This window comes from Allobosea lathyri, assembly GCF_900108245.1.
Taxonomy (GTDB): Bacteria; Pseudomonadota; Alphaproteobacteria; order Rhizobiales; family Beijerinckiaceae; genus Allobosea; species Allobosea lathyri.
The window spans coordinates 51,710-77,623 of sequence record NZ_FNUY01000007.1 but is presented as its reverse complement, the minus strand read 5'-3'; the positions used below and the strand labels follow the sequence as shown (position 1 = coordinate 77,623).

25 protein-coding genes are annotated in these 25,914 nt (G+C 65.3%); 15 read left to right on the top strand and 10 right to left on the bottom strand.

What is annotated here, in order from left to right; translation table 11 throughout:
- Positions 1–186 precede the first annotated feature (186 nt).
- The 7 genes from petA to C4S73_RS16865 all read left to right on the top strand — a co-directional run bounded on the left by petA (position 187) and on the right by C4S73_RS16865 (position 6,492).
- A complete protein-coding gene (gene petA, locus C4S73_RS16895; RefSeq protein ID WP_280177611.1) occupies positions 187–738 on the top strand; it encodes a ubiquinol-cytochrome c reductase iron-sulfur subunit in 552 nt (183 codons plus the stop codon).
- Between the two features lie 56 nt (positions 739–794).
- Positions 795–2,078: a cytochrome b gene (locus C4S73_RS16890; RefSeq protein WP_103873697.1), complete on the top strand. Its 1,284-nt coding sequence runs from the start codon at positions 795–797 to the stop codon at positions 2,076–2,078.
- Between the two features lie 6 nt (positions 2,079–2,084).
- The gene (locus C4S73_RS16885) at positions 2,085–2,969 is read left to right on the top strand and encodes a cytochrome c1 (protein ID WP_103873696.1); all 885 of its coding nucleotides are present in this window, start codon (positions 2,085–2,087) and stop codon (positions 2,967–2,969) included.
- A gap of 132 nt (positions 2,970–3,101) precedes the next feature.
- Complete coding sequence (locus C4S73_RS16880; protein WP_103873695.1) at positions 3,102–3,980, top strand: S-methyl-5'-thioadenosine phosphorylase; 879 nt, start codon at positions 3,102–3,104, stop codon at positions 3,978–3,980.
- Positions 3,981–4,054: 74 nt separating this feature from the next.
- Entirely contained in the window at positions 4,055–4,582 is a 528-nt protein-coding gene (locus C4S73_RS16875) for an adenine phosphoribosyltransferase (RefSeq protein WP_103873936.1), read from the top strand.
- A 162-nt stretch (positions 4,583–4,744) separates the two neighbouring features.
- Complete coding sequence (gene mtnA / locus C4S73_RS16870; RefSeq protein WP_103873694.1) at positions 4,745–5,848, top strand: S-methyl-5-thioribose-1-phosphate isomerase; 1,104 nt, start codon at positions 4,745–4,747, stop codon at positions 5,846–5,848.
- Positions 5,848–6,492 (top strand): class II aldolase/adducin family protein, encoded by a 645-nt coding sequence (locus C4S73_RS16865; RefSeq protein WP_103873935.1) that lies wholly within the window; start codon positions 5,848–5,850, stop codon positions 6,490–6,492. Before mtnA ends, C4S73_RS16865 begins: the two co-directional genes overlap by 1 nt.
- Before the next feature lie 344 nt (positions 6,493–6,836).
- Here the strand turns inward: C4S73_RS16865 and C4S73_RS16860 are convergent, their stop codons facing one another.
- From C4S73_RS16860 to ychF, 3 genes are all read right to left on the bottom strand, one after another.
- The gene (locus C4S73_RS16860) at positions 6,837–9,458 is read right to left on the bottom strand and encodes a glycerophosphodiester phosphodiesterase family protein (protein WP_103873693.1); all 2,622 of its coding nucleotides are present in this window, start codon (positions 9,456–9,458) and stop codon (positions 6,837–6,839) included.
- A gap of 489 nt (positions 9,459–9,947) precedes the next feature.
- Entirely contained in the window at positions 9,948–10,961 is a 1,014-nt protein-coding gene (locus C4S73_RS16855; protein ID WP_103873692.1) for a MaoC family dehydratase, read from the bottom strand.
- Positions 10,962–11,056: 95 nt separating this feature from the next.
- Positions 11,057–12,154: a redox-regulated ATPase YchF gene (gene ychF / locus C4S73_RS16850; protein WP_103873691.1), complete on the bottom strand. Its 1,098-nt coding sequence runs from the start codon at positions 12,152–12,154 to the stop codon at positions 11,057–11,059.
- 215 nt (positions 12,155–12,369) lie between these two features.
- Here ychF and C4S73_RS16845 point away from each other — a divergent pair, with 215 nt between their 5' ends.
- Both C4S73_RS16845 and C4S73_RS28680 read left to right on the top strand, forming a co-directional pair.
- Positions 12,370–12,990, top strand: a complete 621-nt coding sequence (locus tag C4S73_RS16845) for a DUF5666 domain-containing protein (RefSeq protein WP_103873690.1) — start codon at positions 12,370–12,372, stop codon at positions 12,988–12,990.
- Between the two features lie 766 nt (positions 12,991–13,756).
- On the top strand, positions 13,757–14,257 hold the full coding sequence (locus tag C4S73_RS28680; RefSeq protein ID WP_425290353.1) for a cell wall hydrolase: 501 nt from the start codon (positions 13,757–13,759) through the stop codon (positions 14,255–14,257).
- A 248-nt stretch (positions 14,258–14,505) separates the two neighbouring features.
- Here the strand turns inward: C4S73_RS28680 and pth are convergent, their stop codons facing one another.
- The 7 genes from pth to C4S73_RS16805 all read right to left on the bottom strand — a co-directional run bounded on the left by pth (position 14,506) and on the right by C4S73_RS16805 (position 20,349).
- The gene (gene pth, locus C4S73_RS16835; protein WP_103873688.1) at positions 14,506–15,120 is read right to left on the bottom strand and encodes an aminoacyl-tRNA hydrolase; all 615 of its coding nucleotides are present in this window, start codon (positions 15,118–15,120) and stop codon (positions 14,506–14,508) included.
- Between the two features lie 122 nt (positions 15,121–15,242).
- The gene (locus tag C4S73_RS16830; protein WP_103873687.1) at positions 15,243–15,866 is read right to left on the bottom strand and encodes a 50S ribosomal protein L25/general stress protein Ctc; all 624 of its coding nucleotides are present in this window, start codon (positions 15,864–15,866) and stop codon (positions 15,243–15,245) included.
- Positions 15,867–16,021: 155 nt separating this feature from the next.
- Positions 16,022–16,585 (bottom strand): VUT family protein, encoded by a 564-nt coding sequence (locus tag C4S73_RS16825; RefSeq protein WP_103873686.1) that lies wholly within the window; start codon positions 16,583–16,585, stop codon positions 16,022–16,024.
- Positions 16,582–17,304, bottom strand: coding sequence for a 7-cyano-7-deazaguanine synthase QueC (gene queC / locus C4S73_RS16820; protein ID WP_103873685.1), 723 nt, complete (start codon positions 17,302–17,304; stop codon positions 16,582–16,584). The genes C4S73_RS16825 and queC overlap by 4 nt, the downstream gene beginning before the upstream one ends.
- A 165-nt stretch (positions 17,305–17,469) precedes the next feature.
- Positions 17,470–18,414, bottom strand: coding sequence for a ribose-phosphate pyrophosphokinase (locus tag C4S73_RS16815; protein WP_103873684.1), 945 nt, complete (start codon positions 18,412–18,414; stop codon positions 17,470–17,472).
- A gap of 158 nt (positions 18,415–18,572) precedes the next feature.
- Positions 18,573–19,133, bottom strand: a complete 561-nt coding sequence (locus C4S73_RS16810) for a hypothetical protein (protein WP_146071375.1) — start codon at positions 19,131–19,133, stop codon at positions 18,573–18,575.
- A 64-nt stretch (positions 19,134–19,197) separates the two neighbouring features.
- Entirely contained in the window at positions 19,198–20,349 is a 1,152-nt protein-coding gene (locus C4S73_RS16805) for a M24 family metallopeptidase (RefSeq protein ID WP_103873682.1), read from the bottom strand.
- A 167-nt stretch (positions 20,350–20,516) separates the two neighbouring features.
- On the opposite strand from C4S73_RS16805, the gene C4S73_RS16800 reads away from it, so the two are divergent.
- The 6 genes from C4S73_RS16800 to C4S73_RS16775 all read left to right on the top strand — a co-directional run bounded on the left by C4S73_RS16800 (position 20,517) and on the right by C4S73_RS16775 (position 25,816).
- Positions 20,517–20,771, top strand: coding sequence for an accessory factor UbiK family protein (locus C4S73_RS16800; protein WP_103873681.1), 255 nt, complete (start codon positions 20,517–20,519; stop codon positions 20,769–20,771).
- A gap of 319 nt (positions 20,772–21,090) precedes the next feature.
- Complete coding sequence (locus tag C4S73_RS16795) at positions 21,091–21,597, top strand: type III secretion system chaperone family protein (protein WP_103873680.1); 507 nt, start codon at positions 21,091–21,093, stop codon at positions 21,595–21,597.
- A gap of 112 nt (positions 21,598–21,709) precedes the next feature.
- Positions 21,710–22,531: a pyrroline-5-carboxylate reductase gene (gene proC, locus C4S73_RS16790; protein WP_103873679.1), complete on the top strand. Its 822-nt coding sequence runs from the start codon at positions 21,710–21,712 to the stop codon at positions 22,529–22,531.
- A gap of 66 nt (positions 22,532–22,597) precedes the next feature.
- Positions 22,598–23,335 carry a TetR family transcriptional regulator gene (locus C4S73_RS16785; RefSeq protein ID WP_103873678.1) on the top strand — a complete coding sequence of 246 codons (738 nt, stop codon included), beginning with the start codon at positions 22,598–22,600 and terminating at the stop codon, positions 23,333–23,335.
- Between the two features lie 106 nt (positions 23,336–23,441).
- Complete coding sequence (locus C4S73_RS16780; RefSeq protein ID WP_103873677.1) at positions 23,442–25,460, top strand: methyl-accepting chemotaxis protein; 2,019 nt, start codon at positions 23,442–23,444, stop codon at positions 25,458–25,460.
- Positions 25,457–25,816 carry a tRNA-binding protein gene (locus tag C4S73_RS16775; RefSeq protein ID WP_103873676.1) on the top strand — a complete coding sequence of 120 codons (360 nt, stop codon included), beginning with the start codon at positions 25,457–25,459 and terminating at the stop codon, positions 25,814–25,816. The genes C4S73_RS16780 and C4S73_RS16775 overlap by 4 nt, the downstream gene beginning before the upstream one ends.
- Positions 25,817–25,914 lie beyond the last annotated feature (98 nt).

The window sequence follows — 25,914 nt, the reverse complement described above, 5'->3', positions numbered from 1 at the left end:
GCCGCGCGACTGTGCGCCATGCGTCGCAGTCCCTCGTGCAACAGTAGACTTCGTCCAAACTGCATGCCAAAGAGCGCGACAGTGACGTGCCGCCGCATTGCGGCAGCGACGACGCGCCCCTAAGACGGGTGCGAGGCCCTATTTTTGAGCCGTTCCAGGCTTGAGTGAAGTGCAGAGGATTGGATCGTGGCTCACGCGACCGATACGAAATCGACCGAAACCACACGCCGCGATTTCCTGATGCTGGCTACCGGTGCTGCCGGTGTCGTCGGCATTGGCGGCGTGCTCATTCCGCTGATCAGCCAGCTCGCTCCCGACGCGCAGACGATCGCCGCCGGCGCGCCGATGGATGTCGATCTCGCCCCGATCGCGGAAGGGATGGCGATCAAGCTGTTCTGGCGCGGCAAGCTGATCTTCGTGCGTCACCGTACCAAGAAAGAGATCGACGAGGCGCTTGCCGTGGATATCGCTACGCTGCGCGATCCGCAGACCGACCAGCAGCGCACCAAGGCCGGCCACGAGCCTTTCCTCGTCGTCTACGGCAACTGCACCCATCTCGGCTGCGTGCCGCTCGGCAATTCGCCCGGCGATCCGAAGGGCGATTTCGACGGCTGGTTCTGCCCCTGCCACGGCTCGCATTACGATTCCTCCGGCCGCATCCGCAAGGGTCCGGCGCCGCTCAACCTGCCGGTGCCGCCCTATGCGTTCAGCACCGACACCAAGATCAGGATCGGTTGAGCCGTGCGCGACTCGACGTTCTCCCGCGATGATCTGACAGCCCTGAGGCATTCTTCATGAGTGGTCATAGCTCCTACGTCCCGAAAACGGGCATCGAACGCTGGCTGGACGCTCGTCTGCCGATCGTGCGCCTCATGCATGATTCCGCGGTGTCTTATCCTGTGCCGCGCAACCTGAACTATTTCTGGACCTTCGGCGGCATCCTCGTGTTCATGCTGGTGGCTCAGATCGTCACCGGCATCATCCTGGCGATGCATTACACGCCGCATTCGACCATGGCGTTCAACTCCGTCGAGCACATCATGCGCGACGTGAATTTCGGCTGGCTGCTGCGCTACCTGCACGCCAACGGCGCCTCGATGTTCTTCGTCGCGGTCTACGTCCACATCTTCCGCGGGCTCTATTACGGCTCGTACAAGGCACCCCGCGAGGTGCTCTGGATCCTCGGCGTGATCATCTTCCTGCTGATGATGGCGACGGCGTTCATGGGCTATGTCCTGCCCTGGGGCCAGATGTCCTTCTGGGGCGCGACCGTCATCACCAACCTGTTCTCGGCCCTGCCGGTGATCGGCGAGACGATCGTGACCTTCCTGTGGGGCGGCTACTCGGTCGACAATCCGACGCTGAACCGCTTCTTCTCGCTGCATTACCTGCTGCCGTTCATGATCTTCGGCGTGGTGATCCTGCACATCTGGGCGCTGCATGTCGTCGGGCAGAACAACCCGACCGGCGTCGAGGTGAAGAACGTCGCCAAGGACACGGTGCCGTTCACGCCCTACGCGACCATCAAAGACATCTTCGGGATGGTCTGCTTCATCTTCGTGTTCTCCTATTTCGTGTTCTATCAGCCCAACTTCATGGGCCATGCCGACAACTACATCCCGGCCAACCCGGCGGTGACGCCGACGCATATCGTGCCCGAATGGTACTTCCTGCCGTTCTACGCGATCCTGCGCGCCATTCCCGACAAGCTCGGCGGCGTGCTCGCCATGGGCGCTGCCATCGTCGTGCTCGCCTTCCTGCCCTGGATCGACACGTCCAAGGTCAAGTCGATGACCTATCGTCCGGTGGCGCGCGTGCTGTTCTGGGCCTTCCTCGTCACCTGCATCGTGCTCGGCTATCTCGGCGCCATGCCGGCGGAAGAGCCCTTCGTGACCTATTCGCGAATCTTCACGGTGCTGTATTTCGGCTTCTTCGTGGCCCTGTTCGTCGTGGGCCTGTTCGAGAAGCCCAAGCCGCTGCCGAGCTCGATCGCCGATTCGGTGCTGGGATCCCTCAAGGGCGGTTCGGGCGCGCGTCTTGCGACTGCCACCGCTGCTGAACCGAACGCCAAGGGCTGACGAAAGATGAGCACGATTTCGTTTCGTCTGGCCCTGACGGGTCTTGCCACCGGGCTTTCGCTCTCGCTCTCCGTGCCCTCGGCGCAGGCAGCCGAAGGGCGGGTCATCCCGCCGCAGATGAGCTGGTCCTTCTCCGGGCCGTTCGGCAAGTTCGACCGAGCCCAGCTCCAGCGCGGCTTCAAGGTCGTCAAGGAAGTCTGCGCCAACTGCCATTCGATGTCGCTGCTGCGCATCCGCAACCTGGCCCAGCCTGGTGGTCCGGAGTTCACGCCGGGACAGGTGAATGCGCTGGCCGCGACCTATACGGTCAAGGACGGCCCCAACGACCAGGGCGAGATGTTCGACCGTCCGGGCCGGGCCGCCGATCCCTTCCCGGCGCCGTTCCCCAACGAGCAGGCGGCGCGCGCGGCCAATGGCGGCGCGCTTCCGGTCGATCTCTCGGTGATCGCCAAGGCGCGCACCTATGAGCGCGGCTTCCCGCAGTTCATCTTCGACATCTTCACCCAGTATCAGGAGCAGGGACCCGACTACATCCATGCCCTCATGACCGGCTACAAGGACCCGCCGCCCGAGGGCACGCCGCCTTTGCTGCCGGGCCAGTACTTCAACACCTATATGCCCGGTCACCTGATCGCGATGCCCAAGCCGATCTCCGACGGGCAGGTCGAATATCCCAAGGGCGCGGATGGCAAGTCGCCGGTGCCCGAGACTGTCGATCAGTATGGCAAGGACGTGGCGGCCTTCCTGGTCTGGGCGGCCGAGCCGCATATGGAGGCGCGCAAGCGCACCGGCCTGCAGGTCATGGTCTTCCTGCTGATCTTCGGCAGCCTGCTCTACTACACCAAGAAGAAGGTCTGGGCCCGCATGCCCGACGGTTCGGCGGCTCACTAAGCAGCCGAGATATCAGGAAGGGGCCCCGGAAACGGGGCCTTTTTCGTTTTGCCGGATCGGTGGCCATGACGGCGACGTCGTTAAAACCGTCACATAAAGCTGATCTGTCCGGTGCTCACGAAGGAATCACGCATGAGCGAAGCCGTTCTCGGAATCATCGGCGGATCGGGCATCTACGATCTGCCGGGTCTGACCGATCTGCGCGAAGAGCGCATCACCAGCCCCTGGGGCGAGCCATCGGACGTCCTGCGCATCGGCCGGATCGGCAAGACCAAGATCGTCTTCCTGCCGCGCCATGGCCGCGGCCACGTGCTGCCCCCCTCCGAAATCAATTATCGCGCCAATATCGACGTTCTGAAGCGTGCGGGCGTGACCGATCTGGTCTCGCTCTCGGCCTGCGGCTCCTACAAGTCCGAGCTTTATCCCGGCCTGTTCGTGCTGGTCGACCAGTTCGTCGACCGCACGGTGAGGCGCGAGAGCTCCTTCTTCGGCAAGGGCTGTGTCGCGCATGTCTCCTTCGCCCGCCCGGTCGGTCCGGCATTGCAGGCGCGGCTGGCGGAAGCCGCCACCGCCGAAGAGCTGCCCTTCGTCCGCGGTGGCACGCTGGTAACGATGGAAGGCCCGCAATTCTCGACCTATGCGGAATCGCTGTCCTACAAGGCGCTGGGCTATGATCTGATCGGCATGACGGCGATGCCTGAGGCCAAGCTCGCCCGCGAGGCCGAGATCACCTATGCGACGGTCGCGATGGTGACGGATTTCGATTGCTGGCACCCGGAGCAGTCGACTGTCGATGTCGCCTCTGTGGTCGCGGTGCTGCATGAGAATGCCGAGAAGGCACGCCGCCTGGTCGCGCGGCTGGCGGCAGACTTCCCTGCACAGCGCGAGGATTGCCCAGTCGGCTCGCACAAAGCGCTCGACAGCGCCATCATCACCGCGCCGGACTTCCGCGACCCTGCTTTGCTGGCGAAGCTCGATGCGGTGGCCGGCCGGGTGCTGAGGGCAAGGTGACGAGCCCGCCCTTGACGAAGCGCCGCGCAGGTCCGACCAAGGCGGCCGACGCTTCCGTGCCCGAGAGCCATGCGATGAACCTCGCCGACACCATCCGCGCGATCCCGGACTATCCCAAGCCCGGGATCACCTTTCGCGACATCACCACGCTGCTTGGCGATGCGCGGGCGTTTCGCCGTGCCGTCGACGAGCTGGTGCAGCCCTTTGCCGGGCTGAAGATCGCCAAGATCGCCGGCATCGAGGCGCGCGGCTTCATCCTCGGCGGGGCGGTGGCGCATCAGCTTTCGGCCGGGTTCATCCCCGTCCGCAAGAAGGGCAAGCTGCCGCATGAAACAGTCAGCATCACCTATTCGCTCGAATACGGCACCGACGAGATCGAGGTGCACAAGGATGCGGTCAAGCGCGGCGAGCGCGTGCTCCTGGTCGACGACCTGATCGCGACGGGCGGCACGGCGGAGGGCGCGGTCAACCTGCTGTCGGGCCTCGGTGCCGAGGTCGTTGCGGCCTGCTTCATCGTCGACCTGCCCGATCTCGGCGGCGCGGACAAGATCAGGCGGCTCGGGGTCCCCGTGCGCACGCTGGTCTCCTTCGCCGGGCATTGAGGCCGTGAATTCGCCCTCAGCCCTCATCCTGAGGAGCGGACGCAGTCCGCGTCTCGAAGGTTGTTTCAGCGTGCTCTGGATCATCCTTCGAGACGCCGCCGTGCGGCTCCTCAGGATGAGGGCTGAGGTTATCACGGCCTTTCTCTACGAGGGCATGCAGGCATGAAGATCAACGGTCAGGCCTATCGCACGATCTGGCTCGCCCAGGACGGCTGGCGCGTCTGCGTCATCGACCAGACCCGGCTGCCTTTCCGCTTCGAGACGCTGACGCTCGGCTCGACCGGGCAGGCGGCGGAGGCGATCCGCAGCATGGTCGTGCGCGGGGCGCCGCTGATCGGTGCGACCGCGGCCTATGGCGTGGCGCTGGCGATGCGCGAAGACCCCTCCGATGCGGGGCTGGAGGCCGCCCTGGCGCTGCTGGGGGCGACGCGACCGACGGCAGTCAACCTGCACTGGGCCTTGAGCCGGATGCGTGCCCGGCTCATCGGCCTGAAGGCCCGGTCGCGGGCCCAGGCGGCCTATGCCGAGGCTGCTCTGCTCTGCGACGAGGATGTCGCGCTCTGTCGCGCCATCGGCGAGCACGGGCTGACCGTAATCAGCGGGATCGCCGCGCGCAAACCGGCTGGCGAACCCATCAACATCCTGACGCATTGCAATGCCGGCTGGCTCGCGACGGTCGATTGGGGCACGGCGCTCGCGCCGATCTACATGGCCCATGATGCCGGGATACCCGTGCATGTCTGGGTCGACGAGACCCGGCCACGCAATCAGGGCGCGGCGCTGACGGCCTATGAGCTCGGCGGCCATGGCGTGCCGCATACGGTAATCTCGGACAATGCCGGCGGGCATCTGATGCAGCACGGTCAGGTCGACATGGTCATCGTCGGCACCGACCGCACGACGGCCACCGGCGACGTCGCCAACAAGATCGGCACCTATCTCAAGGCGTTGGCGGCGCATGACAACGGCGTGCCGTTCTATGTCGCGCTGCCCTCGCCGACGATCGACTGGAGCCTGCGCGACGGCCTGCGCGAGATCCCGATCGAGGAGCGCTCCTCCCGCGAGGTCACGCATCTCTCAGGCCTGAGCGAGACGGGCGAGGTCGAACAGGTCCGCGTCGTCGCGCCCGGCAGCAACGCCGCCAACCCCGCCTTCGACGTCACGCCAGCGCGACTGGTGACGGGCCTGATCACCGAGCGCGGTATCGCGCCTGCCAGCAGCGAGGGGCTGGCGAAACTCTTTCCCGATCTGGCTGGAGCCGCATGATGACTGAAGCAGTGTTGCGGGCCGAAATCGTCGCGGTCGCACAGGCGATCGACAAGGCCGGGTTCTGCCCCTCGAAATCGGGCAATGTCTCAGCGCGCAGCGGCGAGGGCTTCCTGATCACACCGTCAGTGCTGCCCTATGCCCAGACGAAGCCAGAGGATCTGATCCATCTGTCGCTCGAAGGCGCAGTTCTGGAGGGCGCGCGCAAGCCGTCCTCCGAATGGCCGTTCCATGCGGCGATCTACAAGGCGCGGCCCGATGCGCAGGCGATCGTGCACACCCATTCGCCGCGCGCGACTGCTCTCGCCTGCACGCGGCGCGGCATCCCGGCCTTCCACTACATGATCGCGCTCTGCGGTGGCGCGGACGTGCGCTGTGCCGAATACGCCACCTTCGGCTCCCCCGAGCTCGCCAGCAACGCCGTGAAGGCTCTGGAGGGGCGCAAGGCGGTGCTGCTCGCCAATCACGGCGTCATCGCGCTCGGGAGCTCGCTTGCCGGCGCGCACAACATCGCCGGCGAAGTCGAGAACCTCGCGGGAGAGTATCTCGATATTCTCGCATCGGGCCTCGATCCGGTCATTCTCGACGAGGCGGAGATGGCGCGTGTCTCGGCGAAATTCGCGGGCTATGGCAGGGTTGGCTAAAGGACCTTGCCGATAGCGACGTTAGGTGGTTGCTGAGCCTGCTGTTTTCGCGCGGAACCACGCCGTCATTCCGGGGCGGCCCGCAGGGTCGAGCCCGGAACCCATAACCACTGCTGGTTCAGGACGAAGCGGGGCGCTTCCGGCTTTGCCTGCTGAAACCTGAGGTTATGGGTTCCGGGCTCTTCGCTGTCGCGAAGCCCCGGAATGACAGAGCATTTCCGTCAAAACGAAACAGGCTTCGGAACCGCCTGCCAAGCGTATCCACTACCGGTTTCTTGCCTCTGCTCCACGAGAAAAGGGCGCCTTGCGGCGCCCTTTCCATGTGTCTGGCTGTCGTCTGTCGATCAAACGAAGCGGAAGTCGTCCTGCGCAAGGCTGGTGAGCTGGATGCCTTTGAGGGTCAGCATCGTGTCGGCGTCGACGGTGAGGACGGTGTCGGCGCCAATCTGCTGGCCGGCCGCGATCGCCGCGTTGAAATCGGCGAAGACCGCTGCCGAGAACTCCAGAACGTCGGCATTCGCGCCCGACAGGCGGAAATCGCGGACCGTGTCCTTGCCGAAGCCAGCCCCGAAGACGAAGGCGTCCTGACCCGAACCGCCATCGAGCACGTCGTTGCCGGCGCCGCCCTCGATGCGATCCGCGCCCGAGCCGGCGTCGATGACGTCGTCGCCTTCGCCGCCGAACACCTTGTCGTCGCCCGAGCCGGCGTCGATCACGTCGTTGCCCGCGCCGCCCTCGACGACGTCGTTGCCCGAGCCCGCCCTGAGCTTGTCGTTGCCGAGACCGCCGACGAGCAGGTCGTCGTTCGAGCCGCCGTCGATGGTATCGTTGCCGGCGCCGCCCCACAGGTTGTCATTGCCCGCGCCGCCGTTGAGCTTGTCGTTGCCGGCGCCGCCATCGAAGGCGTCGACGCCATCGCCGCCGCTGACGACGTCGTCAGTCGCGCCGAAGGCCAGCTTCTCGATGCCGCGCACAGTGTCGTTGCCGATGCCCGCGCCGGCGATCTTACCCGCTTTGAGATCGACCGAGACAGGACCCGTCGCAGCCGAGAGATCGAGCGTGTCGAAGCCCTCGCCGCCATCGATGATATCGTCGCCGAGGCCGGCGAGGATCACATCGTCGCCCGCGCCGCCTTCCAGCGTGTCGTTATCCGCGCCGCCGTCGAGCATGTCATCGCCCGCGCCGCCCTTGAGCACGTCCTTGCCGAGGCCGCCCTGGAGACGGTTGGCCGCATCGTCGCCGACCAGCACGTCATCGCCCGCGCCACCGATCACGTTCTCGATCGAGACCAGATCGTCTTCGCCACTCTCGTTGCCCAGCGTCTTGCCGGCCACCAGATCGACCGTCACGCCGGACTTGTCGTCGGCATAATCGACTGTGTCGACGCCTTCGCCGCCATCGAGCTCGTCGTCGCCGATGCCGCCCGAAAGCGTATCGTCGCCCGCGCCGCCCTTGACGATGTCGTCGCCGTCGCCGCCCCTGAGCATATCGTTGCCGTCGCCGCCATCGAGCTCGTCATCGCCCTTGCCGCCATCGACCGTGTCGTTGCCGGCGCCGGCCAGGACGGTGTTGTCGCCGACATTGCCGAGGATCACGTTGTCGAGCGCGTTGCCGACGACTTCGGTGTCGCTGATGCCGTTGAGGCGCAGGTCTTCGACATTGGCAGGCAGTTCGATGATGCCGTCGCCGTAATAGACGGCGAGATCGCGGGCACCGGTCCCCTTGGCCTCGGTCAGGCCATCGGCGTCGCGCACCAGAATGTCGTTGCCGCCGCGGGTGTTGCGGGCGGCGATGGCGCCGTCGCCCGCCTTATATTGATCGGCGATGGCGCGGCCGATATCGGGGGAATCGGTGAACACGGCGTCGAGACCGAGGTCGAACAGCTTCACGAATTCCTCGACCGGCAGCTGAACCGTGCCGTCGGGGTTGAGCGCCATAAAGGATTCTTCCGTGCGCAGCGTCCAGAGGATGACTTCGAGGCCGGCGTCCCGCGCCATCTTCGGAAGATCGATCAGGCCGTTGACCTTGCTGCGGACTTCGGCCTTTCCGTTGCCGTCGGCATCAACGGCCGGGCTCACGCCCTGGCGTGGCAGGATGTAGCCCGTCCAAGGCGAATAGACGTCGGCGTAGAGTGCCTTCATCGCCTTCATCGCTTCGGGCTGCAACAGGTCGCTGTTGGTGGCGCTGGCGCGCGTCAGCGGGAAGGCGAAGTCCTTATAGAGAGCCGGATTCGCGCCCAGAGCGGCGTTCTCCGGATTGAAATGGAAAGCGATGTCGGCAGCGCCGCCGATCAGCTGGACGAGTTTGAAGTCCACGCCGGCCTTCGGCATGATGTCGGTGCCGAGCTGGATCAGGTTCAGCACGTCGAAGGACTGGATATAGACGCGGTCGCGGTCGGTGAGGCCGCTCTGCACAAGCTTGTCGACGAGCAGCTTGCTCATATCGACGTTGATGTAAGAACCGTCGATATATTTGCCGCTATACATGAAATGGGTCGGATGCTTCGTCTCGGGCGCGATGGCGATCTTCCTGCCGGTATCGGCTTCCACCTGCTTTACGAGCGCGATGACCTCTTCGATCGTCGGAATCCGGAACTGATCGTTGAATGCCGCGCTTTCGGGGCGTGTGCCGGGAATGCGCTCACGCGCATAAAGCGTCTTGATCTCGGCGAGCGTGAAGTCTTCGGCAAACCAGCCCGAGACCATCTGGCCGTCGATGTCCTTTGTCGTGTAGAGGTGCTTGAATTCGGCCCGGTCCTTGACGTCGGTGGTGCCGTCCAGCAGATTCTCGTGGCGCGCGATCAGCTGGCCGTCCTTGGTGACGACCATATCGGGCTCGATGACATCGGCACCCTGCTCGATTGCCAGCTTGTAGGCTTCCAGCGTGTGCTCGGGGCGATAGGCGCTGGCACCGCGATGGGCGATGATCAGCGGAGCCTTGGTCATGGTGTTGGAATTTTCCGACATTTTACTCACCTGAGAATTGGTTTCGATGAATTCGGGCGCAAATCTTCGATCACGCCGAAGCGCGCCAAAAACTTTTCGGGCTTTGCTTACGTAAGGTTAACTGCGTTTCGGCAATGACATGGCGATGACAGAATGGCCTCGTCGTGCATGCGGCGAAGGCGGCCGAGCGATGCGGCTTGTTCAAGCAAGCCGTTTGCAGCCTGTCTCCGAGCGCGCCGTTAGGGGCTTTCCTGATCTGGCATGATCCGATCGCAAGCGCTCCGGAATGGATCCCGGGTCAAGCCCGGGATGACGGCGTGTTTCCGAGTGAAATCAGCGCGCTCTAGATGCGATTTTACTCGGAAACACGCCGTCATCCCGGACAAGCGGCTTTTGCCGCGCAGATCAGGGATCCATCATAGAGAACCGAGCTCTACGATAGATCCCGGAGCGACCTTCGGTCGTCCAGGATGACGGCGTGTTTTCGCGCTAAATCGTCACGCTCCACAGCTAGCTCGGCCGGCGCTCCACGAAGGCGCAGCCATCGAAGCTGAACACCTCTTCGCCATGCTGGTTCACGCCGGTATTGTGGTGGAAGAACAGGCCCCATTGCGGGCGCGAGGCGCTGGCGCGCGTCTGCGTCACCACCGAATGATAGGTGATGCGGTCGCCGGCGAAGACAGGCTTCGACCAGCGCAGATTGGTGAAGCCGGGCGAGGGACCTAGCCGGGGCGCGCGAGCCGGCGCGCCCGCCGCGACCTGGCGCTTGCGATGGGCGACCATCGCCGCCATCCACACGGAGGCGGTATGCCAGCCCGAGGCCGCCAGCCGGCCAAAGGATGAGTTGCGCGCGGCGGCCTCGTCCATGTGGAAGGGCTGCGGATCGAAAGCGCGGGCGAAGGCGACGATCTCCTCGGCCGTGAAGACGAAGCTGCCGAGTTCGAAGCTGCGGCCGATCTCAAGCTCCTCGAAGAAGCGCGCCGGCTCGGCTGCCTCCGCAGGGGGCTCCAGCGGGCTTTGCATCGCGGGGAGGGCGTAATGGGGCGGGTGGGAGAGCCAATTGCCGGGCTGGGGTGCAATTCCTGAACCCTTGCGGCCGAACATGATCCAGTTGGTCTGTTCGAGCACCGGCTCGTCGCGTTGATTGAGCAGTTCGAAGCGGAACCGCACCAGCCCCATCTCCGGCCGCGAGCGCGAGGCCTTGGTCTCCAGCACGGTGCGGCGGGCACTGAGCGCGTCGCCCGGCTTGACCGGGCGCAGCCATTTGACCTCCTCGATGCCCGGCGCTCCCATGCCGGTGGAGTCGAGAATGAAGCTCTCCGCAATCAGGCGCATCAGCAGCGAGCAGCTGTGCCAGCCCGAGGCGATCAGCGTGCCGACGAAGCTCGCCTTGGCGGCGTCTGGGTCCGTATGGAAATCCTGTGCGTCGAAGCGCGTCGCATAGGCGAGGATGTCGGCTTGCGAGACCGCGACGCTGCCCGCCTGAGCCGTATCGCCGGCGACGAAATCCTCGAAACACAGCATGGTCGACCTCGATTCAGACAAGCGCGCTCGCAGCCCTCATCCTTCGAGACGCCGCTATCCGGCTCCCCGGGATGAGGGCTGCTTGATGGTTGGCCTCAGTTGGCGAAGCGGAAGTGGAGCACGTCGCCATCGGCCACGACGTATTCCTTGCCTTCGAGCCGGAACTTGCCGGCTTCGCGCGCACCCGCCTCGCCCTTGTTGGCGATGTAGTCGGGATAGGCGATCGTCTCGGCGCGGATATAGCCCTTCTCGAAATCGCTATGGATCACGCCGGCGGCGGCGGGGCCCTTGGTGCCCTGCTCGATGGTCCAGGCACGGGCTTCCTTCGGGCCGACGGTGAAGTAGGTCACGAGGTTCAGGAGCGCGTAGCCAGCGCGGATGACGCGGTTGAGGCCGGGCTCGGCCAGGCCGACGGCTTCGAGATAATCCTTCTGGTCGGCTGGCGGCAGCACCGCGATCTCGCTCTCGATCTTGGCGGAAACGACAACCGCGACGGCGCCTTCCTCGGCGGCGCGTGCCTTGACCTGCTCGGAGAAGGCATTGCCCTTGTCGGCGCTGGCTTCCTCGACATTGCAGACATAGAGCACGGGCTTGGACGAGAGCAGGCCGAGCGTCTCGAAGGTCCGGCGCTCGTCGGCGGCAACCTGGACGAGGCGGGCGGGCTTGCCCTCGCGCAGCAGCACGAGGCAGCGATTCACCAGATCGGCCAGTTCCTTGGCCTCCTTGTCGCCGGTCTTGGCCTTCTTCTCGAGCGGCAGCACGCGCTTCTCGAGGCTTTCGAGATCGGCCAGCATCAGCTCGGTCTCGATGATCTCGATGTCGTTGATCGGGGCGACCTTGCCCTCGACATGGGTGATGTCGCCATCCTCGAAGCAGCGCACGACATGGGCGATGGCGTCGCATTCGCGGATATTGGCGAGGAACTGGTTGCCCAGGCCTTCACCCTTCGAGGCGCCGCGCACGAGGCCGGCGATGTCGACGAATGTCAGCCGCGTCGGGATGATCTCCTTCGAGCCGGCGATCTTGGCCAGCAGTTCCAGCCGGTCATCGGGCACTGCGACGTCGCCGACATTCGGCTCGATCGTGCAGAACGGGTAATTCGCGGCCTGAGCCGCCGCCGTCTGCGTGAGTGCGTTGAACAGGGTCGACTTGCCGACATTCGGCAGTCCGACGATACCGCATTTGAAACCCATGACCGCCAGTCCGTTGCGTCGCCACCCAGCAGGGCGGTCGCGCCAGTGTTTTCGTGAAGAGTTCGCGCCTTATTGGGGGCGGGGCGCGATAAACACAAGATGGCGCGCTGCGACACGGCGCGCGGCGGCTCACGCGAACGTGCATGGCGACGGGCGCGGGGGCATGTCGACATGGGGTGCGCGGCGATTAGCCGAGCCTGTTTTCGGAGCGTCCCATGCGCCTTGTTCCCGCAAGCCTTGCGTCTGCCGGCCTGTTTGCCTTCGGCCTTGTCCTCGCCTCCAGCGTCGTGCAGGCACAGGCACCCTCGACGCGTGTCCGGGGCACCGTCGAGCGGCTCGATGGAGCGGCCCTCAGCGTCAAGACGTCAACGGGCGAGGCCGTCACCGTGGCGCTGGCGCCGGGCTATTCGGTCGGCGGCGTGGTCAAGGCCACCGCGGCCGACATCAAGAAGGGCAGCTATATCGGCGTCGGCGCCCGGCCGCAGGCTGATGGCACGCTGATGGCGGTGCAGGTCTTCATCTTCCCCGAGGCGATGCGCGGCACCGGAGAAGGCCACAGGCCATGGGGCGTCCTGCCTGAATCGACCATGACCAACGCCACGGTGGCCGACACCGTATCGCGGGTCGACGGGGCCAATCTCGTGCTGAGCTATCCCGGCGGCGAGCAGAAGGTGACGATCACGCCCGACGCCAACATCATCATGGCGACGCCTGCGCAGTCCTCGGAACTCGCCGCAGGCGCGCAGGTCGCGATGACCGCGAGCAAGGCCGCGGATGGAAGCCTGACCGCCAGCCGCATCACCATCGCCAAGGCGGGCGCCCAGCTGCCGATGTAGGCGTGAGCCCAAAGCGGGTTCCGGCTTGTCCCGCCTGCAGATAGAACAGGTCACAAAGCTGCCGAAGTCTCTCTCCATATAGCGCGCATCACGATACGCAACGCCGCAGGGCTGGAGATTGAAGACCGTTGACGGACAGTAACAAGGCCATAGCCTTGCACAACATTTTTTCGAGACACTACGTATGGCTGCGGTCTACGCGCTTGCGATCGGAAATTTTTATTATTTGACGCGATCGCGCGCTGCTGAAGGCGATACGCTCATCGTTCCGGCGTCACGGTAAATCTCAAAAGGTTCGGCGCACCACAGCGTGCCCCTTACACGGTCCCGCCGCGGCGAATGGCCTGCGCTACGTCGCAGGCTCGCGGCTTTCCAGAGAGTTGGTTGCAAGAAAACATCCCGCTTGATGCCGTAATGGCGCGATCGCCCGGTCATCGCGAAGGCTGAAGCCCTAGCGCTCGCCCCGACCCAAGCCCCAAACAGACCAGGTCAAAAGAGCTGCTGATCCTGCCGCCGATCTTTCGGCGCCGCGAGCGCTCGGCTCGGCCCTTCCCTCGGAGTACACCACATGAAGCGCATCGCCCCGGCGGCGTTGCTCGCGCTCACGGCCTTTGTCGTGTTGCCCGCCAATTCCAAGCCAATCCCGTCGCCAATGCCCTCTGGCGCTGCCGGCGGTATCGACGGCGACACGCCGCGCTCGCTCGCACTCCAGCAAAGCGGAGATGGAGCAACTCCAGCATCCACAGTGCGAAGCTCGGCCACGCCAATGAGCGGACGCTCCGTCGTTGCCGCGTTGACGCCGTCTGTTCTGCCGGGATTGCGCGCGAGCGAACCCGAGCCGCTGCAGATCTATGCCGGGCTGATCAAGCCCGAGAGCATGGCGGGCGAAAAGCGTTGCTTGGCCGAGGCAATCTATTTCGAGGCCCGCTCGGAAGGGGAGGACGGGCGCGCGGCCGTCGCCCAGGTCGTGCTCAACCGGGTCAAGAGCGGGAAATATCCGGGTTCGGTCTGCGGCGTCGTCTACCAGAACCGGCACCGCAAGCTCGCCTGCCAATTTTCATTCGCTTGCGAGGGCAAGTCACTGCGCGTCACCGAGCCCGAGCCATGGGAGGCGGCCGAGCGCATCGCCGGAGACGTCTACGAGGGTAGGATTTACCTGGCCGAGGTTGGTGCCTCGACGCATTACCATGCCGACTATGTCCGGCCTCACTGGGCCAGGAAGCTGAAGAAAATGGACGTGATCGGCCGGCACGTCTTCTACAGCTGAGGTCAGGGCAGGTTTTTGCCGGCGTTGCGGCGCGAAGCCTGAGATGGCCGCGGCCACCGCCTCTGCTGACTATGTCTCGACCTAGTCCGCGACGATTTGATCTGGAAATGCGGCGTCATCCTGGACAAGCGGCTTTAGCCGCGCCGATCCGGGATCCATCGTAGAGCTCAGTTCCCTCCGATGGATTCCGGGTCGACTGCGGTCGCCCAGGATGACGGCGTGTTTCCACGCACAATCATCAAGCTCATCTAATCCGCGGCCTTCTCCCCCAGCCGTTTCACCGCGCCGTGGCCGCGAGCATCCATGAACAGGTGGACCTTGTTCTGGAAGCCGGCGTCGTCATGGCCGGCGAGCAGGGCGGCATTGTCGGCGCAGGCTGTGCAGAGATCCTCGACCCAGGGGTGCTCGGCCTTGCCGAAATCGCTCAGCACATAGGCGTGAACGAGCTCTTTCAGGCCGGGATGGCCGATGCCCATCCGCACGCGGCGGTACTCGTTGCCGATCGCGGCGGTGGTCGAACGCAGGCCGTTATGGCCGGCATTGCCGCCGCCGAGCTTCATGCGCAGTTTTGCGGGAGCGAGATCGAGCTCGTCATGGAAGACGATGACGTCCTCGGGCGCGATCTTGAAGAAGCGCGCGGCCTCGCCGATCGCGCGGCCGGATTCGTTCATATAGGTCTGCGGCTTCAGCAGGACGATTTTTTCGCCCCCGATTGTCGCCTCGCAGGCCAGCGCCTGGAAGCGTGAACGCCAGGGCGAGGCGCGGTGCGCATGCGCGATCGTATCCACCGCCATGAAGCCGATGTTGTGGCGGTTATGGGCATAACGCGTGCCCGGATTGCCGAGCCCGGCGAAGATCAGCATGGCAGGTCGCTCCGGCGGCGAGGCCTGCACATCCTGCAGGCCGCCTCAACGCAAGACGGCCGGGAAACCCGGCCGTCTTGTCTCGATACAGAGGAAGACGGCGCAGGCGCGCCGCGCATTCCTTACGCCTTGGCGTCGGCAGCCGGCGCAGCGGCGGCTTCAACGACAGGCTCGGCTTCCTCGGCCATCGGCGGAACGATGGTGGCGATGGTCGCGTCGGAGCCGATGGTCAGCTTGGCGCCGGCCGGGAGCTTGATGGCGCTGGCGTCGACCGAGCCGCCGATTTCGAGGCCGGCGACCGAAACCTCGAAGAATTCGGGGATCAGCTCGGGCTCGACGTCGATTTCAAGCGAATGCTCGACGATCTGCACTGCGCCGCCGTTCTTGATGCCGGGGCTGGCATCCTGACCGATGACATGGATCGGCACCTCGACCTTGACGGTCTGGCCGGCTGCCACGCGCAGGAAGTCGACATGGATGGGGAAATCCTTGACCGGGTCGAGCTGGTAGTCGCGCGGGATGACGCGCGTCTTCTTGCCCCCGACGCTGATCTCGAACAGCGTGGTCAGGAAGTGTCCGCCGTAAATCAGCAGGCGGGTCTTGTTGGAGTCGAGCGCGATCGCTTCGGGAGCGTCGCCTCCGCCATAGATCACGGCGGGTGTCAGGCCTTGACGACGAACTGCACGGGCGGCCCCCTTGCCGACCTGTGCGCGCGCCGAAGCCTCGATTTGCTTCACGGCGGTCATGGTATGTCCTTACTGCAAATAACAAGGCCGCCTGCTGGCGGCCGTTTCGGTATGCGCCCGTGCCTCCAAGGGTGTCAGTCGGGCGCGAGAAGGCTCATACGGGAAATGGGCGGCAATCTCAAGCCCGGATGCCGCAACCTTCCCGCCTTCAGGCCTCAGGCTGCCATCAGCCCGAGGCGTTCGTCGCGGCGGCGCAGCAGATGCATCAGCGGCAGGGCCAGCAGCACCATCCAGGCCTTGCCGATGATCTGGCCGGCGACGAAATCGAGATTGCCGAAGGCGAGGTGCAGGAACACGACGCTGTCGACGATGAGGCCGACGACGCTCGAGGCGAAGACGGCGGTGACGAAGCGGCGGCGCTGAAGCGGCGTATAGACCGCGAAATCAGCGAGCTCCGACAGGAGGAAGGCCGCAACTGAGGCCACGACGATGGCGGGAGGCGCCAGGAAAGCCGAGATGATGGCGCCGACGACGATCGCGCCAAAGCCGGCCAGCGGTCCCAGGCGGCGCTGGACGATGTCGCGCAGCACGAGCGCCAGGCCGATCATCAACACGCCGCTGGGCGCCGAGATTCCCGGCGCGACCGGAACGAGGCAGGGGCCATTGGGCACGCAGACCGTGCCGATATTGCCGATCAGCCAGTTGGCGGCCGGGATGGTCAGGGCGAAGAGGGCGAGTGCGACAAGCCCTTCGGTGCGGCGTTGCTGGTCGAGGCTCACTGGGAAGGTCCACTGTCTTCAGGTGAAATCAAATAGGCACCGTAGCCCTTGGCGCGCAAGTCGCAGGCCGGGCAATGGCCGCAGCCGAAGCCCCAGTCATGGCGCCGGGTGCGGTCACCGAGGTAACAGCTGTGGCTGTCCTCGATCACGAGATCAAGCAAGGGCTGGCCACCAACCGCCTTGGCGAGTGCGAAGGTCTGCGCCTTGTCGCGCCACATCAGCGGTGTGTGCAGCACGAGCCGGCGGTCGAGCCCGAGGCCCAGCGCGACCTGCATCGCCTTGATGGTGTCGTCGCGGCAGTCCGGATAGCCGGAATAATCGGTCTCGCAGACGCCGAGCACGATGTGCCGCGCATCGCGCCGATAGGCCAGGGCGGCTGCGAAGGTCAGGAAGATCAGGTTGCGGCCGGGCACGAAGGTGGTGGGCAGGCCGGCATCGGTGAAAGCGATCTCCGTCTCGCGGGTAAGCGCCGTGTCGGAGATCGCGCCCAGCGCCTTCAGGTCGACGACGTGGTCGGGGCCGAGCCGGTCCGCATAGCGCCGGGAGAGGCCCGGAAGCTTGTCGCGAATGATCTGGCGGCATTCCAGCTCGACGCGATGGCGCTGGCCATAGTCGAAGCCGACGGTCTCGACGACCTCGAAGCGCTCCAGCGCCCAGGCAAGCGCGACGGTCGAGTCCTGCCCGCCCGAGAACAGGACGAGGGCGCGCGATGTGTTCATGGCAAATCGCTCACAACATTCGCGCGGTCATCCTGGACGCAGCGAAGCGGAGCTCCGGGATCCATCGTCGAGCGCCGCCGCCCTTCGATGGATCCCGGGTCGACCTTCGGCCGCCCGGGATGACGTCGCGTATGATCATATCCGTCTCGCAGAACGACAGCGTCCTCAGTCGAACAGGCTGGAGACGCTCGACTCGCTCGCGGTGCGTTCGATCGCCTCGGCCATCAGCTGCGCTATCGAGATGACGCGGATGTTGCGCGCCACCTTCACGGCCTCGGTCGGCATGATCGAATCGGTGATCACCAGTTCCTTGAGCTTGGAATTGGCGATGCGCGCGACTGCGCCGCCCGAGAGCACGCCATGGGTGATGTAGGCGTAAACCTCGAGCGCGCCTTCATCGAGCAGGGCCTCGGCGGCGTTGCAGAGCGTGCCGCCGGAATCGACGATATCGTCGAGCAGGATGCAGGAGCGGCCCTCGACCGAGCCGATGATGTTCATGACCTCGGATTCGCCGGGCCGGTCGCGGCGTTTGTCGACGATGGCCAGAGGCGCATCGATCCGCTTGGCGAGCGCACGGGCGCGCACCACGCCGCCGACGTCGGGCGAGACGACCATGGCGTTCTTGTAGTCCAGCCGCTCCTTGATATCGCGAGACATCAGCGGAGCGCCGAAGAGGTTGTCGGTGGGGATGTCGAAGAAACCCTGGATCTGGCCGGCATGCAGGTCGAGCGTCAGAACGCGGTCGACGCCGGCATGGGTGATCAGGTTGGAGACGAGCTTGGCCGAGATCGGCGTGCGGCCCGATGCCCGGCGATCCTGCCGCGCATAGCCGAAATAGGGGATCACCGCCGTGATGCGGCGCGCCGAGGAGCGGCGCAGCGCATCGGTGATGATCAGCAATTCCATCAGATGGTCATTGGTCGGGAAGGAGGTGGACTGGATGATGAAGACATCCTGCCCGCGCACATTCTCCTGAATCTCGACGAAGACCTCCATATCGGCGAAGCGCCGGACGGAGGCTTTTGCGAGCGGAATTCCAATATGGGCGCAAATCGCTTCCGCGAGCGGCCGGTTGGAGTTGCCGGCGACGATTTTGATCGAGGAAGGCATGCCAGGGCGCACCGTTAAGTCTTGCTGAGCGGGAGCCGCAAGAAGCTGGCTCATTTCGCAGGGCTCTTAACAGCGAGATGACAGTGAGTCGACCGCTGCACCGCAACAGAGCCCTGCAAAAGCCGCCTATCCTCAACGCTTTTCGCGCAAGGGGGCATTCAAAGCCGTTTGGGCGGGGTCGCCTGGGCTGTTTTGGCGGCCGGCTTGGCCTCCGTCTTCGTCTTGGTGTCGGCTTTCGGCTCGACGGCCGGGGTGGTCACGAGGAAGCCCGCGATCGCGTCCATCGATTCCGAGGCTGCCTTGGCGACGATGGTCTGGTCGATGCCGGCCCAGGGGTCGGAGCCGCTGCTGCGCCGGCCCAGGCTCTCGCCCTGCACGCGCTGGGCGCGCTGCTTGGTGGAATCATAGACGTCCCAGACGAAGGCAAGCGCCGTCTGGCCATCTTCCGTCGGCTGCGCCGTGAGATAGCCGCGCACCCGGAAGCGTGCGGGCTTGTCGCCGGCCACGATTTCCATCTTGCGCTCGGCCGCCGCCTCGCCGAGCAGGCTGGCGAAGCTCGCCGTCACCGCTTCCGGCGCGCCGGAAATGCTTTGTACCGAGACCGGCACGCCGGGCGCATCGACACGGGGCCGAGACGCGGTCGCGGTGGTTTCCTGGCAGCCGGCGAGCGCAAGCGCGACGGCCGGCCCCAGAGCGAGGCCGCTCAAACGTTGGATCATGACGCCTCCCGCCCTTTGTGGGCTGTGGACTGCTTAACGTATTCCCTGCGCCGCCTTTCTAGGCTCAACGGATGGCAAGGTCCAGATCGGGCAGGTTCAGCGGTTCCGCCCCTGTTTCTCCGACGAGATAGGTGCGGCCCAGGCACATCGCGGTTTCGCTGGCCGAATCCATCAGGATCATGTGGGCGAACATCACCATGCCCGGTTCGAGCGGCCAGTCATTGGCCTCGTAGAACATCGGCCAGTCCATCCAGGACGGCGTGAACTTGGCGCCCAGCGAATAGCCGCAGGCGTTGAGTCGGTGGTGGGAGAGGCCGTGTTCGTCGAAGATTCGGGCGTGGGCAGCGAAGACGTCGCCCGCCGTGCGGCCGGGTTTCAGTTCCGATTCGCAAGCGAGCAGGGCGGCCTTGGCGGCGGCGTGATAGCTCAGATGCAGCGGGCGCGGCTCGCCCACGACGACGGTGCGCATGATCGCGGCGTGGTAGTGCTTGTCGACCCCGGCGAATTCCAGCGTGATCTGATCCTGAGGGTCGAGCTTGCGCCGGCCGGCCTTGTAGCGGCAGAGCAGCGCGTCGCGACCCGAGCCGATGATGAATTCGTTGGCCGGATAGTCGCCGCCGCCCGAAAAGATCGCATTGTGCTGCGCGGCCAGGATGTCGCCTTCGTCCGCGCCGGCGCGAATCGCATCGAGCCCCGCCCGATCGGCCGCGTCGGAAAGGACAGCGGCGCGCCTGACATAGGCGATCTCCTCGGCTGATTTCACGGCGCGCAGGCGTGTGACGAGCAGGGAGGCATCGACGAGTTCGCCCGCTCCGGCAAAAGCCGCCTCCAGCTTGCGACCGTTGGCTGCGACCAGCCCATAGGATTCGAACTCGACGCCGATGCGCTTGCCGGCCAGCCCGAGATCGGAGGCGAGCGCCAGCAGGTCTCGGGCGGGATTGGCGTCGCCGCCATCCTTCCAGATGCGGATGTCACTGAGGTTGGAGGTGTGCTGGGCCTGGCGCAGATCGGCCGAGCGCGTCAGCAGCGCCATCGTGCCATCGGCCTTCACCACGAGGCACTGGAAGAAGCAAAAACCGAATGTGTCATAGCCCGTCAGCCAGAACATCGATTCCTGCTGGAACAGGAACATCGCGTCGAGGCGGTCGCGTCGCATCGCGGTCAGGAGCGCGTCGCGGCGGCGGGCGAATTCGGTCGGGCTGAAATGCAGGGCCATGAGCGAGATCCGAAGGGCAGGGGCCCGGAGCCTAGGCCGCGGCTCCCCCGGCGGTAAAGCCATGCAGCCGGTGTCGCGAGGCAGTTGGCCTCGGCAATTGCGGGTTTGACCCGGCTCGCCCATATATCCCGCTTGAATTCGCCGCCACGCCCGATCGGGAGAGACCCATGGTCACCACCAGCAGCCGTATCCTCGACGACATCGCCCGCCTCGCCACTGACGCCGCCGGCGCGGCACAGGGCGTGCGCCGCGAGGTCGAGACCGTGGTCAAGACCCAGATCGAGCGCCTGCTCCGCGATCTCGACGTGGTCACGCGCGAGGAATTCGAGGCGGTGCGCGAGATGGCTTTGCTGGCGCGCGAGGAGAACGACAAGCTCGCCGCCCGGCTGGCCGTGCTCGAGGCCGCCCAGAAGAAGTCTTGAGCATCCGCAGCCAAGGCATCCACAGCCGAAGCATCCACAGGCATGTGCTGTGGACAGAGCTTCGGGGGGATTGAGCCTTGTCCCCGAATCCGGGGAGCCTTGCACCGTGTTGGGAGCGTCACAGCGCCTGCGCTATCGTCGATGGAAGAGATGATTCGTCGGCCGGACCCATCCCAGGGTTCGCCGCCGGAACAGGGGTTGGGTCCGTAGCGACCTTGAGAGTGGTGTTGCGTCCCTGAAAGCTTTCCTGTCGCCGTGTTCCCGTTCTCGAACGCGCCGGATGCGCCATCAGCGCGAATCGGCAGTTGGACCTAAGGGCATGATGGACCTTGATATGGATGCCGAGCACGATCGGCCTTCCAACCCGCTCGACCTGATTGAACGTTTAGCCGCCTTCAACAACTGGACCTTCGACCGCGACAGCGACGACGAACTCTCCGTCTCGGTAACCGGCGGATGGTCGGACTATCACGTCGCCATCACCTGGCTGGCCGAGGTCGAGGCGGTGCATATCGCCTGCGCCTTCGATCTGAAGGTGCCGGACCGGCGTCGCAACGAAGTCCTCCAGCTCGTCAGCCTCGTCAACGAGCAGCTCTGGCTCGGGCATTTCGATCTCTGGAGCACGGAGAATGTGGTGATGTATCGCCACGCTCTCCTGCTCTCCGGCGGCGCCGAGCCGACGGAGGAGCAGGCCGCCGCCCTGATCAAGGCGGCGATCGACGCCTGCGAGCGCTATTTCCAGGCTTTCCAGTTCGTGGTCTGGGCCGGAAAGTCCGCCAAGGAGGGGCTGGAAGGCTCGATGCTCGAGACGGTCGGGGAAGCCTGAGCCGTCCTCTGCGTCATGGTCGGGCTTGACCCGACCAGCTCCGGCAGGAGACGTTCCTGATCATGAGATTCCCGGGGCAACCCCGGGAATGATGCTTTGCGAAAGACCGTCCATGACCAGCTCCCTGCCGCAGTCGCTTGTTCTTTTCGGTGCGGGCAAGATGGGCGGAGCCATGCTGGAGGGCTGGTTGCGCATCGGCATGAACCCAGCCGGCATCAGCCTGATCGACCCCAAACCGTCCGACGAGCTGGTGACGCTGGCCGCCGAAAACGGCATGCGCCTCAACCCGTCGCCGCAGGAGGTCGGGCTGGTCGAGGTTCTGGTGCTCGCGACCAAGCCGCAGATGCTCGATACGGCGGCGCCGGCCGTTCAGGCCTTCATTCACCCCAAGACATTGCTGATCTCGATCCTGGCCGGCAAGACGCTGGGCGATCTCTCGGCGCGCCTGCCCAATGCCACCGCGCTGATCCGCGCCATGCCCAACCTGCCGGCCTCGGTGCAGCGCGGCGTCACGGCGGCCGCGCCCGGTCCCGGCGTCAGCGCAGCGCAGCGCGCGATGACCGACGCCCTGCTCGGAAGCATCGGCAAGGTCGAATGGCTCGACGACGAGAACCTGATCGACGCCGTCACGGCGGTTTCGGGCTCGGGGCCGGCCTATGTGTTTCATCTGGTCGAATGCCTCGCGGCGGCAGGCACAGCAGCTGGTTTACCTGCCGATATTGCCGAGCGTCTGGCACGCGCCACGATCGAGGGTGCCGGCGAGATGCTGTTCCAGTCGCCGCTGTCGCCGGCGACGCTGCGCCAGAACGTGACCTCGCCCGCCGGCACCACGGCTGCGGCCCTTGAAGTGCTCATGGCCGATGACGGGCTGAAGCCCCTGATGGGCCGGGCGGTGGCTGCTGCCAAACGTCGCGCCGAAGAGCTTTCCGGCTGAACGGCCTTTCATAGGCCGCGTTCGGGGCCTAACTTCCTCTGATCGCGTCGCGAGAGGAGAAGTCCAATGGCCCGCACACCCGTTTCCCCCCAGACCGAGGCCGCCGCGCCATCGACCGATCCGCGCAAGCAGGTGGTCGATGCGCTGATGCGGCTTGCCGCCAGCCGGTCATGGAGCCAGATCGAGCTCGGCGATATCGCCACAGAGGCCGGGATTTCGCTGTCCGCGCTGCGCGGGCTCTTTCCGTCCAAGCTCGCTATGCTCGGCGGCCTGACCCGCATCGTCGACGACGCCGTGCTGGCGGGCATGTCGGATGATCTCGCGGGCGAGTCCATCCGCGAGCAGATGTTCGACCTGGTGATGCGCCGTCTCGATGCTCTGGCGCCCTATAAGGAAGCGCTGCGCCGGATCGTCCCGGTCATCCGGCGCGATCCGTTGACGCTGGCGGCGCTCAATCGCGGTGCGGTCAACTCCTGGCGCTACATGCTCGCTTCCATCGGGGTCGCGACCGAGGATGCGCTGGGGTCGCTCCGGGTGCAGGGAGCGGTGCTGCTGATGGCGCGCGTCTCCGAGGTCTGGCTCGACGACCACGAGCCTGAAATGTCGAGGACGATGGCGCGGCTCGACCGCGAGCTGAAGATCGCCGGCGGCATCATGGCGCGTGTCGAGGACGTGCACCGGTTGACCGCGCCGCTGCGCGGGCTCGCCCGCGCGCTCTGCTCAGGCAGACGTCCGCGCGTGCGCCGGCGGGAGCGCTCCGAGGATCGCGGCGGCGAAAACGAGGATTACGCGCCGGCGATCTGAATTTTGTCCCCTCCCGGCGGAAAATGCGGCGGGAATGCGACATCGTTAATCGGGTCTTAGACATTGCGTTGGACTGTGCGGAATCGCCATTCCGCAGGGGCTACGCATGTCGCCGACTAAGAAATTCGCCACATTGTCGATCGGGCGCTCCTTTGCGCTGATCGCAGCCCTTGCTGTCGTCATCGCGGTCGGGAGTGTCGGTTATACGCTCCTGAAGGCGCGCGATCAGATGATCGAGCTGAAGCGCGCCGAGATGAAGAACGCCGTCGAAGCTGCGGCCACCACGGTCAACAGCTATCTCGCGCGCGTCGAGAAGGGCGAGCTGAAGGAAGCGGATGCAAAGAAGATGGCGATCGATGCCATTTCCAACGCCCGCTTCGACAACGGCAACTACTATTTCATCATCAATTATGATGGCATCAGCGTCTCCCACGCCAACAAGAAGATCGAAACGACGGATATGAAGCCGCTGAAAGATGCGGACGGAAAGTTCTTCGTCAGGGAGATGGTCGAACTCGCCAAGACCAAGGGCGCCGGCTTCGTCGACTATGGGTGGCTGAAGATGGGCGATAAGGACCCGTCGCTCAAGATTTCCTATGTCGTAGGCGTCCCGCAATGGCAGTGGGCGGTCGGCTCCGGCCTGCATGTGAGCGATGTCGATGCGGCCTTCCGTGGCATGCTGGCCGATGTCGCCAAGGTGCTGATCCCGCTCGGCCTGATCATGATCGGTCTCGTCTTCTTCCTGAGCCGCCGCGCCTCGCGCATGCTGACCTCGCTGGCCGGCACCATGAACGGCCTCGCTGCCGGCAACCTGCAGATGGACATCGCGCATCAGGACCGTCCTGACGAAATCGGCTCGATGGCGCGCGCGCTCGTGGTCTTCCGCGATGCGGCGCTCGCGAAATCCGCAATGGAATCCGACAAGCTGCGCATGGAGGAGGAGGCCAACGGCCATCGCAATGCCGTCGACAGCGAACGTCGGCGCAACGAGGCCGAGCGTTCGGAGCAGGTACGGGCGCAGGAAAGCGTCGTCCAGGCGCTGGGCTCCGGCCTCGAGCGTCTCGCCGAGGGGGACCTGACCTACCGCATTGGCGAGGCGTTCAGCGCCGAATACGTCAAGCTGAAAGATGACTTCAACGAGGCGATCGCCAAGCTGCAGGAGACGATGCGGCAGATCGCGACCAATACCGAGAGCATGAAGGCGGGTTCCGTCGAGATCAGCCAGGCGGCCGACGATCTTGCGGGGCGGACCGAGCAGCAGGCTTCGTCCGTCGAGGAGACCGCGACCGCGCTCGACGAACTCACCGCCACGGTGCGCCAGACCGCCGAGAGCGCGCGGCTTGCCAATCAGGCGACCAGCCAGGTCAAGACCGAAGCCGAACAGTCGACCACGATCGTCCGCGATGCGGTGGTCGCCATGGGCGGGATCGAGAAGTCGGCCGACGAAATCTCGAAGATCGTCGGCGTGATCGACGAGATCGCGTTCCAGACCAACCTGCTGGCGCTGAACGCGAGCGTCGAGGCGGCGCGTGCCGGCGATGCCGGCAAGGGCTTTGCCGTGGTTGCCTCCGAAGTGCGTGCGCTCGCGCAGCGCTCGGCCGAGGCCGCCAAGGAGATCAAGGGGCTGATCACGGCCTCGAACATCGAGGTCGAGAAGGGCGTGACCCTGGTCGGCCAGACCGGCGGCGCGCTGCAGCGCATGGCCGCCGAGATCACGCGGGCAACCGCCTTGGTCGCCGAGATCGCCGGTGCCGCGCAGGAACAGGCTTCGGGCCTGCAGGAGGTCAACTCCGCCGTTGGCGAGATGGATCAGGCGACGCAGCAGAACGCCGCCATGGCCGAGGAATCGACGGCCGCCGCGCATTCGCTGTCGCAGGAGGCTGACCGTCTGGCTGCCCTCGTCGGCCGTTTCCAGCTCGGCGGGGATATCGGCGGGCTGAAGGCGATGGCCAGGACGATGCAGGCCGCTGTAGCGCCGGTCGCCGCCCCCCGCGCGGCCCCGCCGCGCCCGGCCGCGCCCCGGCTGGCGCGTCCCGCCTATAGCGGCGGCGCTGCAACCGCGCGCAAGCTCGATTCAAGCGCGCATGACAAGGCCGCCCATGACAAGGGTTGGGAGGAATTTTGAGCTCGACGTCCGAACCCAGCGCCGCGATCGGCTTCGATGATTTCCTGAAGGTCGACATCCGAGTCGGCACCATCGTCGAAGCTGCTCCCTATCCGGAGGCGCGCAAGCCCGCGCTCAAGCTCGTGATCGATTTCGGCGGCACCATCGGGTTGAAGAAGTCGTCGGCGCAGATCACCCGGCACTACAAGCCGGAGGAGCTGCTGGGCCGGCAGGTGCTCGCGGTGGTCAATTTTCCGCCGCGCCAGATCGGCAAGTTCATGTCCGAGGTGCTGACGCTCGGCGTGCCCGATGCCGATGGCGAGGTCGTGCTGATCGGCCCCAGCCTCGGCGTTCCCGATGGTGGCCGGCTGTTCTAGAATATCGTTTTCGCTCCGAACCTCTGCGTCATCCTGGACAAGCCGCGCAGCGGCGCAGCTCTGGGATCCATCGTAGAATTCCGGCGCCCGCCGATGGA

Excerpts from the sequence above, each read along its gene's own strand:
- C4S73_RS16780 (WP_103873677.1), top strand. The coding sequence starts at position 23,442 with ATGTCGCCGACTAAGAAATTCGCCACATTGTCGATCGGGCGCTCCTTT.
- C4S73_RS16860 (WP_103873693.1), bottom strand. The coding sequence starts at position 9,458 with ATGTCGGAAAATTCCAACACCATGACCAAGGCTCCGCTGATCATCGCC.
- C4S73_RS16875 (WP_103873936.1), top strand. The coding sequence starts at position 4,055 with ATGAACCTCGCCGACACCATCCGCGCGATCCCGGACTATCCCAAGCCC.
- C4S73_RS16805 (WP_103873682.1), bottom strand. The coding sequence starts at position 20,349 with ATGGCCCTGCATTTCAGCCCGACCGAATTCGCCCGCCGCCGCGACGCG.
- pth (WP_103873688.1), bottom strand. The coding sequence starts at position 15,120 with ATGCTGATCTTCGCCGGGCTCGGCAATCCGGGCACGCGTTATGCCCAT.
- C4S73_RS16865 (WP_103873935.1), top strand. The coding sequence starts at position 5,848 with ATGACTGAAGCAGTGTTGCGGGCCGAAATCGTCGCGGTCGCACAGGCG.
- proC (WP_103873679.1), top strand. The coding sequence starts at position 21,710 with ATGACCAGCTCCCTGCCGCAGTCGCTTGTTCTTTTCGGTGCGGGCAAG.
- C4S73_RS16890 (WP_103873697.1), top strand. The coding sequence starts at position 795 with ATGAGTGGTCATAGCTCCTACGTCCCGAAAACGGGCATCGAACGCTGG.
- C4S73_RS16830 (WP_103873687.1), bottom strand. The coding sequence starts at position 15,866 with ATGACCGCCGTGAAGCAAATCGAGGCTTCGGCGCGCGCACAGGTCGGC.
- C4S73_RS16810 (WP_146071375.1), bottom strand. The coding sequence starts at position 19,133 with ATGATCCAACGTTTGAGCGGCCTCGCTCTGGGGCCGGCCGTCGCGCTT.
- ychF (WP_103873691.1), bottom strand. The coding sequence starts at position 12,154 with ATGGGTTTCAAATGCGGTATCGTCGGACTGCCGAATGTCGGCAAGTCG.
- C4S73_RS16795 (WP_103873680.1), top strand. The coding sequence starts at position 21,091 with ATGATGGACCTTGATATGGATGCCGAGCACGATCGGCCTTCCAACCCG.
- C4S73_RS16815 (WP_103873684.1), bottom strand. The coding sequence starts at position 18,414 with ATGCCTTCCTCGATCAAAATCGTCGCCGGCAACTCCAACCGGCCGCTC.
- C4S73_RS16785 (WP_103873678.1), top strand. The coding sequence starts at position 22,598 with ATGGCCCGCACACCCGTTTCCCCCCAGACCGAGGCCGCCGCGCCATCG.
- C4S73_RS16855 (WP_103873692.1), bottom strand. The coding sequence starts at position 10,961 with ATGCTGTGTTTCGAGGATTTCGTCGCCGGCGATACGGCTCAGGCGGGC.
- C4S73_RS16800 (WP_103873681.1), top strand. The coding sequence starts at position 20,517 with ATGGTCACCACCAGCAGCCGTATCCTCGACGACATCGCCCGCCTCGCC.
- C4S73_RS28680 (WP_425290353.1), top strand. The coding sequence starts at position 13,757 with ATGAGCGGACGCTCCGTCGTTGCCGCGTTGACGCCGTCTGTTCTGCCG.
- C4S73_RS16885 (WP_103873696.1), top strand. The coding sequence starts at position 2,085 with ATGAGCACGATTTCGTTTCGTCTGGCCCTGACGGGTCTTGCCACCGGG.
- C4S73_RS16880 (WP_103873695.1), top strand. The coding sequence starts at position 3,102 with ATGAGCGAAGCCGTTCTCGGAATCATCGGCGGATCGGGCATCTACGAT.
- mtnA (WP_103873694.1), top strand. The coding sequence starts at position 4,745 with ATGAAGATCAACGGTCAGGCCTATCGCACGATCTGGCTCGCCCAGGAC.
- queC (WP_103873685.1), bottom strand. The coding sequence starts at position 17,304 with ATGAACACATCGCGCGCCCTCGTCCTGTTCTCGGGCGGGCAGGACTCG.
- C4S73_RS16845 (WP_103873690.1), top strand. The coding sequence starts at position 12,370 with ATGCGCCTTGTTCCCGCAAGCCTTGCGTCTGCCGGCCTGTTTGCCTTC.